The organism is Nesterenkonia haasae, from assembly GCF_010119385.1.
GTDB classification, from domain to species: Bacteria; Actinomycetota; Actinomycetes; order Actinomycetales; family Micrococcaceae; genus Nesterenkonia; species Nesterenkonia haasae.
This window is the reverse complement of the sequence record NZ_VFIE01000020.1, coordinates 210,610-225,485: the sequence shown is the minus strand read 5'-3', so window position 1 is coordinate 225,485 and position 14,876 is coordinate 210,610. Positions and strand designations below refer to the sequence as shown.

The window sequence follows — 14,876 nt, the reverse complement described above, 5'->3', positions numbered from 1 at the left end:
CAGTGACTTTTACGGAGAGGCTCACACCATCTCTGACGCGGAAATGATTCTCTCTCAGCAGCGAGAGGGGTCAGCGCCGCCGGTTCCGACTGAGGAGGAGATCGAGCGCCACTACTGGCGCCGGTGGCGACGTGCCGCGGCGTACCCGGCGATCGTGTTCATCATGATCTGGCGAAAACTGGTTTCTCCGCTCTACGGACAGGTCTGCGGCTTCTATCCGAGCTGTTCAGCCTACGGACTGGAAGCAGTGACCGTGCACGGACTGTTTCGAGGCAGCGCTCTTACTGCATGGAGAATCCTTCGGTGTAATCCATTCACTGGCGGTGGGATCAATCATGTGCCGGCCTCGCCGAGGGTGTGGCCCGAAGAAGAGCTTCCGGAGATTGTCCGACTCAATCACCCACCGATTCCTCGAGATCCAGACTGATCAAGTAGTCTGAAGGTTGGTTTTCTCGCCCCCACGTGTTCGGCTCACAACAGTGCTGCCGCCGAACCTGACACCCTGAGAGAGTAATGGCTTTCCTAGACACTATTATGTGGCCCTTCAGCTGGGCAGTGTCCTTCATCCTGAGTACCTGGCACAGCCTGCTGACAATGGTGGGCTTGCCGGAAGGTTCGGGTTGGAACTGGGCACTGTCGATTCTGCTGCTGGTGCTCGTCATCCGTATCATTTTGATCCCCCTGTTTGTGCGGCAGATCAAGTCGCAGCGCGGGATGCAGATCATTCAGCCTGAGTTGCAGAAGCTCCAGGCCAAGTACAAGGGCAAGAAGGATCCGGTCTCTCGCCAAGCCCAAGTCGCCGAACAGCAGGCACTGTTTAAGCGGAACAAGGTCAATCCGTTTATGACATGTCTGCCGATTCTGGCGCAGATGCCGATCTTCCTGGCACTCTTCTGGTGCCTGAACCGCATCGGTGGGTCTGGACGGATGGGCACAAGCGATGTCGATTACCAGGAAGAAGGCTATTACGCCCTTTCCAGCAGTGAGGTGACAAGCTTCGCCAATTCTCGGATCTTCGAGGTGGGCATGCCTGACACGTTCTTGGGCGCTGTTCAGGGAGACCCAGCCCTCATGGGCGGGACTGTGGCAGTGATCGTGCTGACGACGGTCATGATTGTCATGATGGTCAGCACGCAGTTCTTTACGCAGAAACAGCTCATGCAGAAGAACATGTCCGAAGCAGCGCTGACGGGACAGTTTGCCCAGACCCAGAAGATCATGCTGTATGCGCTTCCTCTGGTATTCATCTTCGGCGGTGTCTACTTCCCGGTCGGCGTCCTCATCTACTGGACCGCTACGAACTTCTGGACCATGGGTCAGCAGTGGTGGGTCATTCGCAACAACCCCACACCCGGTTCTCTTGCCGAGAAGGAACTCAACCTGCGCCGAGCGACCAAAGGACTCCCACCAGTCGGTGAAGATGCCCGCAAGGCACGCGAAGAGGCTGAGAAGCCAAAGGGCCAGCATAAGGGCCCCACGGCCCAGCCTAAGAAGAAGAAAAAGAAGAAGAAAAAGGGACAGCGATGAGCGAACAGACCACCCAAGACCAGCACGTGGACGAAGGTTCGGAGTCAAAGGCCCCTGATGCTGCCGTGACCAGCCAGCAAACTGTCGCTGATGAGGGGGATGTGGCTGCGGACTACCTGGAGGAACTCCTAGACATCGTGGATCTCGATGGTGACATCGAGATCGAAATACGGGGTGAGCGCACCTTCATTTCTATCCAGGCTGAAGATGGCGGCGAAGAGCTGCAAGACTTAGTGGGCAATAAAGGGGAAACCCTTGACGCGCTCCAGGAATTGACTCGCTTGGCTGTACTGACAGCGACAGGCGAGCGCACGCGACTGGTACTGGACATCAATGGTCACCGTGCGGCCCGTAACGACGAGCTGAAGCAGCTCGCTGAAAAGGCAGTCAGCGACGTGAGATCAGGAGCTGCCCAGTCACACATGGAACCAATGAGCGCCTACGAGCGAAAAATAGTTCATGACTTCATTGCGGATGCCGGAATGGTTTCCGAATCCGAAGGCGAAGGCAAACGACGTCACGTCGTTGTCACCGCTGAATAAGAGACCCCGTCCCTATGACTGAACCGATCTCAGAACCTGCAGCAGAGCTAGAACCTGTTCCGGCCCTGACAGCGCGGGAACGTGAGGCCGCAGAGGCGCTCTTCGGAGAACGCCTAGCAGGGGCTGAACGGTATGTTGAGCACTTGTGCACAACGGGAATCTCCCATGGCCTTCTGGGCCCACGGGAAGTACCTCGAATGTGGGGGCGGCACGTCCTGAATTGTGCTGTGCTTGGTTCTGAACTCCCTGAGTCCGGCACCGTTGCTGATGTCGGATCAGGAGCCGGGCTTCCGGGTATTGCCTTAGCCCTGGTTCGTCCGGAGGTGGAGTTCACGCTGATTGAACCTATGGAACGCCGTGTCGATTGGCTGGACATGGTGATCAAAGACTTGAGTTTAGACAATGTGCAGGTTATCCGGGCCCGGGCTGAGGAGGTTGCTGACGAGGTTATGGCAGATGTTGTCACCGCCCGGGCTGTGTCAGCACTGAAGAAACTGATACCTATGACGGTTCCACTTCTGGATGATAAGGGTCAGCTCATTTTCCTCAAAGGACGTTCTGCGGAGGCGGAGATTGAAGCTGCGCAGAAGGCACTGAAGCGGTTCAGGCTTCGCGCTCCAGAGATTCACGTGCTTGGGCGAGACATGTTGGAAGAGCCCACGACGGTTGTGCGTACCAGCCGACGCTAGTGGGGCAGTCGGAGTTGTCTTTCGACTAGCTGTTGTCGGCTGGTAGTCAACTCTTCAGGGCCCTGCTGAAGGCGATAGTCTTGTTCTCATGACCGAATCGCTGTCCGACTCCCCGCTTGCTGCCCAGTTGAAAGACGAACAGGACCGCCGGAGAAAATTGTCAGGACTCGCCTTGGAAAGACCAACAGAGACTCGGATCCTCACTGTGTCGAACCAGAAGGGCGGAGTGGGAAAGACAACATCTACTGTCAACCTTGCGGCCGCCCTGGCGGATCAAGGGTTCAATGTCTTGGTCATCGATATTGACCCCCAAGGCAACGCCTCCACGGCATTGGGCATCCCCCATTCGGCTGACACGGACTCCATTTACGATGTACTCATCGACGACCTGTCCTTGGCGGATGTGGTTGCGGAGTGTCCGGACCTTGATCGATTGTCAGTCGTACCGGCGACGATTCATCTTGCCGGGGCTGAGATTGAACTCGTTTCATTGGTCGCCAGGGAGCAACGGCTGCAACGCGCCTTGGAAGAGTACTTCCGCCACCGGGAGAGCCAAGGCCAAGAGAGATTGGACTATGTGTTCATCGATTGTCCGCCTAGCCTGGGTCTGCTGACAGTAAATGCATTCGTGGCAGCTCAAGAAGTTCTCATACCTATCCAGTGTGAGTACTACGCGCTGGAGGGACTGAGCCAGCTGCTGAACAATATTCACATGATCCAAAAGCATTTGAACCCTGTCTTGCGGGTCTCCACGATACTCCTTACGATGTACGACGGCCGTACTAATTTGGCCTCTCAAGTCGTGAGTGAGGTCAAAGAGCATTTCGCGGATGAGGTACTGTCATCCAAAATTCCACGCAGTGTCCGAATCGCTGAAGCCCCTAGCTATCAGCAGTCAGTCATCTCTTACGATCGGTCATCGACTGGGGCTTTGGCGTACCTTGAGGCTGCCGCCGAGATCGTTGAACGCAGTAAGTAGTGTTCTGCACCTAGGCAACGTTTCACGTGAAACGCCTCCCCTTCCTCTCTCACATCAACCCGACATCAACTATGCGCGTGATCTCTGATCGGCGGGGTGAAAAGCCGTCGTCGTCGTTCTGCTCCGCACAGAATGTTTCACGTGAAACGGCTGATTCAGCTCTGATAGTCCGTTGAGCGCCTCTACAATTGAGGAGATTAATACACGGAGTTGGAGGACATGGTGGCTGAGCGAAAAAAGCGCGGACTGGGACGTGGTCTTGGAGCGCTGATTAATAGTGATGGTGAGAACAATGGAGGTGTCTCGGGTGCCGCAGTTCATGCCGTGCCTGCCCTGGAACCGGAGATTCAACCGGAACCACTCGACACCTCCGAGGTCCCCCGGACCAATGGTGCACCTGAACGTCCCATTGACGTCTTCTTTTCAGCCAAGTCTCACCTAGAGACTCAGCGCGTTTCACGTGAAACTCCATCGGAGTCGCCCAGGCGGTCCCAGTCTTCACCGCGGAACCTCACAACCCCGCGCCGCAAGCAGGGCACCAAGCGTGCAGAGATGCCCGATGTATTAGGAACGCATCCACCGGCAAGTAGCATCGATCACGGAGTCGCCGAACCAGAGCCGGTTGTTGTTTCACGTGAAACGGAACCGGACACCACTGCGGAAGCCATCTTCATGGATGTCAGTGTGGAACGCATCCGTCCCAATCCCCGCCAACCACGTGAAGTGTTCGATGAAGAAGACATGGCGGAACTGATTCATTCGGTTCGAGAAGTCGGTGTGCTGCAACCGATTGTCGTCCGACCGGTAGAGGATGGTCATTTTGAACTGATTATGGGTGAGCGCCGTTGGCGTGCCTCGCAGTCAGCCGGTAAGGAGACTATTCCGGCGGTCGTGCGGCAGACGGCTGATGAAGATCTGCTGCGGGATGCTCTGTTGGAGAATATTCACCGCTCAGAGTTGAATCCCCTGGAGGAAGCGGCTGCTTACCGGCAGCTTCTCGATGACTTCAACATTAGTCAGGAGGAGCTGTCACGGAGGATTGGACGCTCTCGGCCGCAGATATCCAATACCCTCCGGCTCATGAGGCTTCCAGCAGGCGTTCAACGCAGAGTTGCAGCAGGTGTGCTGTCCTCCGGACATGCGAGGGCGCTCTTGAGCCTGGAAGACGATGACCATATGGAAGAGCTCGCCCAGCGGATCGTCTCCGAGGGGCTGTCCGTCCGCAGTGCAGAGGAGGAGGCTCTTCTTGTAAAGGGACGTCGGGAGAGGGGTGACGTTTCACGTGAAACACACCGACTCCCCACAGCAACGCGCGTCCAAGAACTGGATGAGTACGCAGAAGCCCTTACTGATCGGTTGGACACTCAAGTGAAGATCAGCTTGGGAGCGAAGAAGGGGCGCATTGCTATCGACTTTGCTTCTCTTGACGATCTCGAGCGGATTCTGCAGCACATGGGAGCTTACGTTCAGCGGTAGACAGGACAGAGAGTACTTTTCGATACAGAAACGCCCCCCTGACGCATACTCAGGGGGGCGTTTCACGTGAAACGGCTACAGCCGTTGATCAGGGCGTGCGACTAGAGCCACTCGGCGAACTCCTGCTCAAGGGCTGGCTTTGGTTTAGCGCCGATGGAGGCGTGCACCTTCTCCCCTTCGTTGAAAGCGAAGACCGCAGGAATAGAGGTGATGCCGTACTTGGCGGCAGTTCCTGGATTCTCATCGACGTTCAGTTTGACCACCTCGATCTTTGAGGCGTGCTCATCAGCGAGCTTCTCAAGCTCGGGTCCCAGGGCGCGGCACGGACCGCACCATTCAGCCCAGAAGTCGACCAGGATAGTCTTGTCGGCCTTGAGCACATCGTCCTCAAAGCTAGCGTCGGTAACGGCTTTGATCTCAGCCATGATGTTGTCCTTTCATTCAGGGGTCATTAATTCAGGCTCAGCCGGCGGCGACATTAACCTTGTGTGACTGGTCTGCTTCTGCGGCGTCGGTGTCGGCGGTGTCAGCCAGATATTCTTCAACATCCAGGGCAGCTACGCAGCCTGAGCCAGCTGCGGTGATGGCTTGACGGTAGTGGGGATCGAGGACATCGCCTGCGGCGAAGACTCCGGGCAATGACGTCCGTGAGGTTCGTCCGTCTACTTGGACAGTGCCTTCTGGGGTGAGGTCGACTTGGTCTGCGAACAACTGGACTCGTGGGTCATGACCAATTGCAACAAAGAGACCTGTCACGTCAAGCGTTGACTCTTGACGGGTGACAAGGTTGCGTACCCCGAGTTGGTTGACCTTACCGTCTCCGCGAACCTCGGTGACTTCGGTGTCCCAGATGAATTCGATCTTTTCATTGGCCTTCGCCCGATCGGCCATGATTTGGGAGGCCCGGAGAGAGTCTCTGCGGTGGATGACGTACACCTTGGAGGCGAACTTGGTGAGGAAGAGAGCTTCCTCCATCGCCGAATCTCCACCCCCGACGACGGCAATCACCTGATCACGGAAGAAGAACCCATCACAGGTCGCGCACCAACTAACCCCGTGGCCTGAAAGTTGCTTCTCTCCCGGAACGCCGAGCTCTCGGTAGGCGGAACCTGTCGCGAGAATGACAGAGCGTGCGTGGAGGGTTCCTCCGGAGCCAAGTGTGATCTCCTTGATAGGAGCGTCCAGCCGCAGTGCAGTGGCGTCTTCGTGGCGGATGTCGGCTCCGAATCGGCGGGCCTGGGCTTCCATGTTCATCATGAGGTCAGGCCCCATGACTCCCTCAGGGAAACCGGGGAAGTTCTCCACATCGGTGGTATTCATGAGCTCACCGCCAGCTGTGACTGAGCCAGCCAGCATGATGGGGCTCAGATTGGCACGGGCCGTGTAGACAGCAGCAGTGTATCCGGCGGGCCCTGAGCCAATAATGATGACGTCGTGTACCTGGTCGGGGGTTTGGTGAGTCACAATAAGTACGTCCTTGATGTATCGAAAGGTGTCGATGTAGCCAACAGGTGTCTGCGGCGGGATATTCCAATCAGCTCGTGAGAGTTATGAACACGATGATGGCAGCTACCAGGATAAGAATGCCAAGAACCCCGGCGGCGATCCAGCGGCTGAGCTGTGGGGAGGTCTGCTCATCCCTCTGAGCGTCTGTCTTTGAACCAGCTGAGGGAAACGCTGTGGGGGAGTTTGTCCTCACGGCACTGATCAGACTTGTGAAGCTTGCCGGATCCTGCGAAGCCCCTGCGCCTTCTGTGGGGTCCATGGAACCGGAAGGTCCGGTTCTCGAGTTCTCCGCAGCGCTCGTCTGGGTGAGCCGGTCAAGGTTGTGCCGGTCATACTCTTCAAGTGGCTCTGCGGGCGGGTCATCGACTACCTCTTCGCCCTCGGCAATGAGCTCGCCCACGCCTGGCTGCGGAGAGTCTGAGCGCGCGTCGACGTGCACGGACTGATGCTCAGCTGGTTGTGACGGCTCAACGACGGAGTCCTGCGGGGCAGAGACGTCGAACGGCGCATCTGCGGACACCGACTCGCCCGCGTGGGTATTGCCAGGTTCAGCGGCGGGGGAATGCTCCCGCTGCGCAGCTCCCTGCCGTACGGCTGAAATGATGTCCTCAACGGAATCACCTGAGGAATCCACACTCACTTCACTCAGATCGGATCGTAACGAAAACTCAATTCGGCTGATCTCTTGAGAGATGCTCAGGCCATGAGCATCGCCGGCCGACTCGAGCGCTGATTCCAACTCGGCTTGCGTGTGCTGCGGCTCAGGAACACGAGAGGTCCGATGAGCGGGGGTCACTTTGTCCAAGAACGCGGGCCTGCGGTCGCGCCTGCGCTGTTCCCTTTCGCCAGTGGCCCGTCCGGCGTGGAGACGCGCGTAGTACTCGGCGTCGTCCTCATAGGTCTGGGGCTGCATCTCCCGCGAACGTCCGAAGAGCTCTGAGCCCAGTGAGTCGGTGTAGTAAGGCTCCACGAAGGGAGCACTGTCAGGCACCACCAGGTCCAGGAGGTTATTCGGGTCGACCAGTGTGGAGATCAGGAAGGTGCGATCCTCAGCAAGACCGAGGTCCAAAACCTCTACCTCGGAGTGGCGGTCGCCAGTGGCAAGCTCCTTCGCCGAGGTGGCGACCTGCTTAGCGTTTGCGCGGGAAGCCAGCAGGACAGAGACCTCGCGGCCGAGGACCTGGTCGGTCGCCTGGAAGACTATGTCCTGGTCGGCCGAGGTCACCACATGGCGGGTGATGCGGTAGCGACCGCCCACCACATCGCCGATGCCTAACGGCTGGGGCACGAGCTGTTCCTCCCGGTGTGCTTATCAGAATCGTCGATGGCTAAGCCTACCGGGGATACCTGTGTACTCAGAGTTGATTATGGTGCCAGGCGCGCCAGTGCCGGTACGCGCCGAGCCACAGGTTCGAGAAACTCACCGAACTCGCGCACTTTGGCTGCCCTGAGCACCACGAAGTACACCAGGCCCATGACAGCGACGACGACGCCGCACGTCACTGCCGCTGTGGCAATGGAGTTCCATGCAAAGCCCCAGGTGAAACCACCGAAGGGTGTCAGGACTAAGAAGCCCGCACACCCTGCTGCAAGAGCGGCAAAGCCTGCACTGATGTAGGCCTGCAGCACACTGCCCAGGCCGTATGGACCCCACCGAGCCACCGCGATCCGGTGGAATATCAGTGTCCGAGCAATATTGAGGGTACTGAACAGGGTCACCACCACATACGGAAGATATTGGGTCGGTATCAGCGCGGCGCATGTGTACGTGATGATCAGACCCACCGGAGCAAGGATGCACGTCACGATCATCGGTGTCTTGGCATCCTCAGCGGCGTAGAAGGCTCGCATCAGGTAGAACTGAGCCGAACGGAAGGGCAGTCCTACGGCGTAGATCAGCAGGAGCTGCCCAATGGCGGCCCCCGCCAGAATCGAATCCGCATCATTGCCCCCAAAAAGCCGACCGATGGGGCCCGCCAGCACCACAAAAACCACTGTGGAGAACATCACCGGAATAGCGAAGATCCGCAGACCTCGGTTGAGAGTCGCTCGTGCGGAGGAGAAGTCCGAGTCCTGCATTGAGGCAGTCATCTGGTTGAACAGCACTGTGGCAATGGAGAGCACGAACACTGAATGGGGCAGCAGGACAATCAGCTCGGCGATATTCGCCGCGTACTCACCAGGTAGCCCAGCCCCGTCCTCCAATCCTTCGCGGACAGCGGTGGCACCGGATACCAGGCGCATATGCAGCAGGGTGGAGAAGTTACCCACCATCATCGTGATCAGAGTCCACAGGGCGATCTTGCCAGTCTGCTCTAGGCCGAGGCCACGGATTCCGAATTTAGGTTTCAGCGGGATGCCCAGTTTGGACAGTGGCCAGAGCAGCAACGCTGCCTGCATGATGACCCCGAGGGTGTGACCACCGGCGAGAACGACTGTTTGGGAGGTGGTCCACTCCGCAGCTTGGTTGCCCTCAGCGGAGTAGCTGCCGAAGCTGACGATGAACACGACGACGAACCCAATGGCTATCACGTTGTTCAACACCGGGGCCCACATGTACCAGCCGAACTTGGCGTTGGCGTTGAGGATCTGACCGACTACCGCATACAGCCCGTAGAAGAAGATCTGCGGCAGGGTCCACAGCGCGAAGGCGGCTCCGAGGGCCAGCTGCGCATCAGTCCATTCGTAGGTCAACGCGGCGATGATCGGGTAGGCCGCCAAGGTGATGATCAGGGCGGCAGCCCCAAGGACCACCACAGTGAGCGTAAGGAGCCGTGAAGTGTAGTCCGCCCCCTTATCGGGAGCCTTCGCAGCCTTGATGAGCTGCGGGACGAGCACCACATTGAACATGCCACCAGCCAGCAGCACGTAAATGATGTTGGGAATCGAGTTGGCCTTTTCGAACACATCGGCCATCGTGGTGGTCGCGCCGATGGCAATGCCCAGCAGAGCGGTCCGAACGAACCCCAGCACGCGCGAGACGGTGGTACCTGCGGCCATCAGTGTTGAAGCTGCTGCCATCCCTGACCGGGGAACGTGGGCGGGGGCGTCGTCGTTGCTGGCCTGCTCAGCGGGCTCCGCTGAGGCGGCCTCCTGGGTGGGCCGCCTGGGAGTCTGCGCCGCGCCCCGGTGGCGTGGACGGTAGGAAGAAGGTGTGGGGGTCATCGGTGGTGACTATAGCTGGTACTCACAACGAGTCCTGGATGACCTGCCTGGCGAGCTTGACGATGCGCCGCTCATTCGGGAAGGAAAGGACTCGGTCCAGGTCCTCAAGGTTCACCCATGCAACGTCGACCGCCTCATGGTCGGGGTCCTTCTCAATGGTCAGTTCACCGCCCACTGCCTCGAGAAGAAAGTGATGGACAGTTTTATGCACCCGGTGGGTGGGCACGGTGAACCAGTATTCGATGCTGCCGAGGTTCGTCAGGATCGAACCGGCAATTCCGGTCTCCTCCTCCACCTCACGGACCGCCGCTTCCTCGTAATTCTCATCACCCTCTGGGTGTCCCTTCGGCAGGCACCATTCCAACCGGCCCCCACGGTTGTAACGGGCGATGATCGCCACATCAAAACCGTGGGCCGCCGGGGTGATGACGACGCCGCCGGCACTGACTTCTTCGATCGTGGGCAGGTGACGGCTGGAGCGTCCCAGGGCCGAACCGTTGGCACGGCGAGCACCCATCGACACTGTCAGGGGGGTGCGCCGTTCACCTCCGGTTTCCGCGTTGGTCATGTACCTACTTTAACTGGGGCATGTGCAAAACTGTTCAGCGTGATGGTTTCCCTCCCCCAAGGCTTCCCTACCGGTGCCGAAATACCCGACGTCGTCGTCGAGCTTGGAGAGGTGTTCGCCCGCGCCGGTCATGACCTGTCTCTGGTGGGAGGCCCGGTGCGCGATCTCTTCCTGGGCCGTGTGTCTCCGGATCTTGATTTCACCACGGATGCGACCCCTGACCAGATTATTGCTGCTGTACGCGGATGGGCAGATGCCCACTGGGACATCGGCCGGGCCTTCGGCACCATCGGAATTCGGCGCGGTGGCCACACTCTGGAGGTGACCACTTACCGCTCTGAGGCCTATGACCCGGCCTCCCGCAAACCCACAGTGCAGTTCGGCGAGTCGCTGGCTGAGGACCTGGTTCGCCGGGACTTCACGGTGAATTCCATGGCGTTGCGTCTGCCCAGCTTTGAACTCGTTGACCCGCATGGCGGTGTACGAGACCTTGCCAGCGGAGTGCTGCGCACTCCAGCTACGGCGCAGGAGAGCTTCAGTGACGATCCGCTGCGCATGATGCGCGCAGCCCGGTTCGCCTCGCAGCTCGGCCTGCAGGTGGCGGAGCCAGTGCTTGAGGCGATGACTGATATGGCCGACCGCCTGAGCATTGTCTCCGCGGAGCGGATCCAGGCTGAGCTGGTGAAGCTGATCTGCGGCAAGCATCCACGGGCGGGAATCGACACCATGGTCGAGACCGGGTTGGCCGATATTGTGCTGCCTGAGATCCCCGCGCTGAAGCTCACCGATGACGAGCACCGGCGGCATAAGGACGTCTACCAACACTCCCTTCAGGTAATGGAGCAGGCTGTTGAGCTGGAGACCGGCCCAGACGGCCCAGTTCCGCAGCCCGACTTCGTGCTGCGGTTCGCCGCCCTGATGCATGACATCGGCAAACCCAAGACACGGCGTTTCGAACCCGGTGGCGGAGTGAGCTTCCGGCACCACGATGTGGTTGGGGCCAAGCTCGCACGCAAACGGATGCAGGCGCTGAAATTCGACAAAGAGAGCATCCGGGCTGTGTCGCAGCTAGTGGAACTGCATATGCGGTTCTACGGCTACGGAGACCAGGGATGGACCGACTCCGCCGTGCGCCGGTATGTCACTGATGCTGGCGATCAGTTGGAGCGTCTGCACCGGCTGACCCGATCCGATGTCACCACCAGGAACCGGAAGAAGTCTGCCCGGCTGGCCCATGCGTACGACGATCTCGAGGCCCGGATCAGTGAGCTGCAGCAGGACGAGGAACTGGCCAAGATCCGCCCTCACCTGAACGGAGAGCAGATCATGGAGATTCTAGACATTCCGCCCGGACCTCAGGTGGGTAAGGCATATAAATTTCTGCTCGATCACCGTATGGAGAACGGGCCGGTGGCCCATGACTCCGCGGTAGCGCTGCTCAAACAGTGGGCTGCCGAACAGCCTTAGTCCATTGGGGCAGCATCCAGCCCACGGACAGGTTTTGAACATTGTAATGTGGGGTAGTCACACGATTCGCCTCATCGCCCTCTGCAATCGAGGCCCCACTTCTAAGGAGCACGTAATGCACAGCGTCAACCGAGCGCTAGTCGCACTGATGGCAGTCGCCACCCTCGGCCTGACGGGTTGTGGAGGACAGTGGTCTGAGTCAGAGATGGAGTCTGAGCTGGAATCCAAGTTCGACGCTGACTACCCTGAAGATGCTCCCCATGAAGTGGACTGTCCCGGTGACTTGGAGGTCGAAGAGGGCGAGACCGTGACCTGTGATTTCACTGACGCCCACGGCGCAGGGTCGTTCACCGTTGAGGTCGTCTCCACAGACGGCAGCGATTTTGAGTACGAGGCTATCGTTGATGATTACCAGGGAACCGATGCCGGCTCGGACTGAGCCCGGTACATCCTACGAATGACCATGGCGCAGATGTAGACCGTTGACAGTACGTGGCCGAACACTGCGGCCACGTAGATGTTTTCGTCGAAGAGGTGCTGCGGCTCGGCCTCGCTGACCTGCGCCGCCAGGTGCATCCAGATGGCCCAGAAGTGCAACAGCTGAAATGCGTGCCAGATCAGTACGTCACGCAGTCTCAGACCGGCCAGAGCGATCAACGGAACCAACCACAGCATGAACTGTGGTGAGTAAACCTTATTGAAGATCATGAAGGCTGCCGCGATCAGCAGCAGAAGCTGCACGACGTCGGGACGCTGGCGAGCCGTCACACCGATCACCAGCACTGCAGCGCAGCTGGCGGCGAACAGACCGAAGCTCCAACCCGAGACAGCCTCCGCCGGCAGCGGCGAGCCAGACATCACTCCCCAGACCTGCCAGATGGACGACCAACCGGCGCCACGCTCAGCGGAGAAGACATAGAACTCGCCCCAGGCTCCAAAATTCCCCATCATGACCGGGATGTTGATCAGCGCCCAAGCGAGGACCCCGCCCAGAGCCAACTTGGCACAATCCGCCCACTGGACGGCGTCGTCGTGGCTCTCTCGCCGCAGATAGGTTCGCGCGGCCAAGGTGAAGACAGCACCCAGCAAGAGCAAGGGGTAGAGCTTGAATGACGCGCCAATCCCCAGCAGGACTCCGGCAATCAGCCACTTCCGTCGCAGGCAGAACAGCACCGCCAGGGCCAGGGTTGCCGCAGGGAAAATGTCCCAATTGATCCCGACGCCGAAGATGATGGCCGGCGACAGGGCCACAATGGCTGCCTTCCACGGTCGAGTTCCGGCGGCCTTCAGCACAGCCAGAGTGAGAACGAACCAGGCCAGCGCGCCGGCGAGGAACGTCACATCCCAATACAGTAAACCTGTGCGTTCACCCCAGTAGTCGAGAGCAGTACCCCCCAGCACCGCGTCTATCCCATGCGTAGCGGCAGCCAACACGGAGGCCAGAAACATCGTCAACGCTGGGTATTCGAAGGCGGAGTACGAGCTCAGAAATGGCGCCCAGGGGTGTTGATCGAAGTCCCGGGAGGACCACAGCGCTGAGACATCCGAATAACACCCCCAGTGATACACCCCGGTGCCGCCCCAGCCGTTGATGCGGCAGTACTGGGAGGTCAGCAGGGCCAGAAGGACTCCCAGCGCAGTCAGCGCCGTCAGGATGCGAGCCGCGGTCCAGACTCGGCGGCGCCCGGGGCGTGCTCGGCTGCCGGTGGGACCACCCCAGCGGTCTGACAGGTGGACCACCAAAGGGTCTGACATAGGCTGGAGCATCTTGGTCACATACCCCAGCCTATGATGAGCAGGGACTAGCGACTACGGGAGTGGGGCAGTCCTGCGCCCTCCGACCTGCAGCAATTGAAAGGAATGGTTTCGTGTCAGAAAATCCGGTCCGGGTAGCTCTTGTGGGCATCGGCAACTGCGCAGCATCACTGGTTCAGGGAGTTGAGTACTACAAGGACGCCCAGGACGATCAGGACGTGCCGGGACTGATGCACGTGCGCTTCGGTGATTACCACATCAGCGATGTGAAGTTCGTGGCAGCGTTCGATGTCGATGACAAGAAGGTCGGCAAAGACCTCTCCGAAGCGATCACCGCCAGTGAGAACAACACGATCAAGCTCGCCGATGTGCCCTACAGCAGCGTCAACGTTCAGCGCGGTCCAACCATGGACGGTCTCGGTGATTATTACCGGAAGACGATCGACGAGTCAGCATTCGACCCGGTCGACGTCGTCGCAGCTCTCAAAGATGCCCGGGCAGAAGTCGTGGTCTGCTACCTGCCGGTCGGTTCAGAAGATGCCGCCCGATTCTATGCTCAGGCCGCCATTGACGCTGGCTGTGCATTCGTCAACGCCCTACCCGTATTCATCGCAGGCACACCGGAATGGGCACAGAAGTTCACCGACGCAGGGCTGCCGATCGTCGGCGATGACATCAAATCTCAGGTCGGAGCCACCATCACCCACCGTGAGCTCGCCCATCTGTTGGAGGATCGCGGGGTGCATCTGGACCGCACCTACCAGTTGAACTTCGGCGGCAATATGGACTTTATGAACATGCTGCAACCAGACCGGCTGACGTCAAAGAAGGTCTCCAAAACCCAGGCGGTCACCTCGAACACCTCAGCGAAACTAGCGGATCGGGATGTTCATATTGGCCCCAGTGACTACGTACCGTGGTTGGACGACCGCAAATGGGCCTATATCCGGTTAGAGGGCCGCAATTTCGGTGATGCGCCTCTGTCGATAGAGCTGAAGCTTGAAGTATGGGATTCCCCGAACTCGGCGGGCGTCATCATTGATGCTGTCCGGGCCGCCAAGATCGGCCTGGACCGAGGCATTGGCGGGCCGCTGCTCTCTGCTTCAAGTTACTTCATGAAGTCCCCGCCTGAGCAGTTCCACGACTCTGTAGCGCACGAAAAGGTCGAAGCGTTCATCCGCGGTGAAGTCGACCGCTGATGA

General features: G+C 59.1%; 15 protein-coding genes. 9 read left to right on the top strand and 6 right to left on the bottom strand.

Going from position 1 to position 14,876, the window contains the following annotated elements; all coding sequences use genetic code 11:
* Positions 1–43: 43 nt before the first annotated feature.
* The 6 genes from yidD to FH975_RS09605 all read left to right on the top strand — a co-directional run bounded on the left by yidD (position 44) and on the right by FH975_RS09605 (position 5,213).
* Positions 44–427, top strand: a complete 384-nt coding sequence (yidD, locus tag FH975_RS09630; RefSeq protein ID WP_162321199.1) for a membrane protein insertion efficiency factor YidD — start codon at positions 44–46, stop codon at positions 425–427.
* A gap of 86 nt (positions 428–513) precedes the next feature.
* Positions 514–1,527, top strand: coding sequence for a membrane protein insertase YidC (gene yidC / locus FH975_RS09625; protein ID WP_153077784.1), 1,014 nt, complete (start codon positions 514–516; stop codon positions 1,525–1,527).
* A complete protein-coding gene (locus tag FH975_RS09620) occupies positions 1,524–2,069 on the top strand; it encodes a Jag family protein (protein WP_153077785.1) in 546 nt (181 codons plus the stop codon). Before yidC ends, FH975_RS09620 begins: the two co-directional genes overlap by 4 nt.
* Positions 2,070–2,083: 14 nt before the next feature.
* Positions 2,084–2,758, top strand: a complete 675-nt coding sequence (rsmG, locus tag FH975_RS09615; RefSeq protein ID WP_162321176.1) for a 16S rRNA (guanine(527)-N(7))-methyltransferase RsmG — start codon at positions 2,084–2,086, stop codon at positions 2,756–2,758.
* An 88-nt stretch (positions 2,759–2,846) separates the two neighbouring features.
* Complete coding sequence (locus tag FH975_RS09610) at positions 2,847–3,737, top strand: ParA family protein (protein ID WP_162321175.1); 891 nt, start codon at positions 2,847–2,849, stop codon at positions 3,735–3,737.
* A 219-nt stretch (positions 3,738–3,956) separates the two neighbouring features.
* Complete coding sequence (locus FH975_RS09605; RefSeq protein WP_162321174.1) at positions 3,957–5,213, top strand: ParB/RepB/Spo0J family partition protein; 1,257 nt, start codon at positions 3,957–3,959, stop codon at positions 5,211–5,213.
* A 101-nt stretch (positions 5,214–5,314) separates the two neighbouring features.
* Here FH975_RS09605 and trxA read toward each other — a convergent pair whose 3' ends face one another.
* From trxA to FH975_RS09580, 5 genes are all read right to left on the bottom strand, one after another.
* Complete coding sequence (gene trxA, locus FH975_RS09600) at positions 5,315–5,638, bottom strand: thioredoxin (protein WP_153077789.1); 324 nt, start codon at positions 5,636–5,638, stop codon at positions 5,315–5,317.
* 37 nt (positions 5,639–5,675) lie between these two features.
* Complete coding sequence (trxB, locus tag FH975_RS09595) at positions 5,676–6,677, bottom strand: thioredoxin-disulfide reductase (protein ID WP_162321173.1); 1,002 nt, start codon at positions 6,675–6,677, stop codon at positions 5,676–5,678.
* A gap of 70 nt (positions 6,678–6,747) precedes the next feature.
* Positions 6,748–8,007 carry a hypothetical protein gene (locus FH975_RS09590; RefSeq protein ID WP_162321172.1) on the bottom strand — a complete coding sequence of 420 codons (1,260 nt, stop codon included), beginning with the start codon at positions 8,005–8,007 and terminating at the stop codon, positions 6,748–6,750.
* 77 nt (positions 8,008–8,084) lie between these two features.
* On the bottom strand, positions 8,085–9,884 hold the full coding sequence (murJ, locus tag FH975_RS09585; RefSeq protein ID WP_162321171.1) for a murein biosynthesis integral membrane protein MurJ: 1,800 nt from the start codon (positions 9,882–9,884) through the stop codon (positions 8,085–8,087).
* 22 nt (positions 9,885–9,906) lie between these two features.
* Positions 9,907–10,401, bottom strand: a complete 495-nt coding sequence (locus FH975_RS09580) for an NUDIX hydrolase (protein WP_153077937.1) — start codon at positions 10,399–10,401, stop codon at positions 9,907–9,909.
* Between the two features lie 93 nt (positions 10,402–10,494).
* Between FH975_RS09580 and FH975_RS09575 the strand changes: the two genes are divergently transcribed.
* On the top strand, positions 10,495–11,919 hold the full coding sequence (locus FH975_RS09575; RefSeq protein WP_162321198.1) for a CCA tRNA nucleotidyltransferase: 1,425 nt from the start codon (positions 10,495–10,497) through the stop codon (positions 11,917–11,919).
* A gap of 115 nt (positions 11,920–12,034) precedes the next feature.
* Positions 12,035–12,358 carry a DUF4333 domain-containing protein gene (locus FH975_RS09570; protein WP_162321170.1) on the top strand — a complete coding sequence of 108 codons (324 nt, stop codon included), beginning with the start codon at positions 12,035–12,037 and terminating at the stop codon, positions 12,356–12,358.
* Here FH975_RS09570 and FH975_RS09565 read toward each other — a convergent pair.
* The gene (locus FH975_RS09565; RefSeq protein ID WP_235928646.1) at positions 12,328–13,686 is read right to left on the bottom strand and encodes a glycosyltransferase family 87 protein; all 1,359 of its coding nucleotides are present in this window, start codon (positions 13,684–13,686) and stop codon (positions 12,328–12,330) included. The two genes, FH975_RS09570 and FH975_RS09565, sit on opposite strands and share 31 nt — an antisense overlap.
* Before the next feature lie 101 nt (positions 13,687–13,787).
* Here FH975_RS09565 and FH975_RS09560 point away from each other — a divergent pair, with 101 nt between their 5' ends.
* On the top strand, positions 13,788–14,873 hold the full coding sequence (locus FH975_RS09560; RefSeq protein ID WP_162321168.1) for an inositol-3-phosphate synthase: 1,086 nt from the start codon (positions 13,788–13,790) through the stop codon (positions 14,871–14,873).
* The last annotated feature ends 3 nt before the right edge of the window (positions 14,874–14,876 follow it).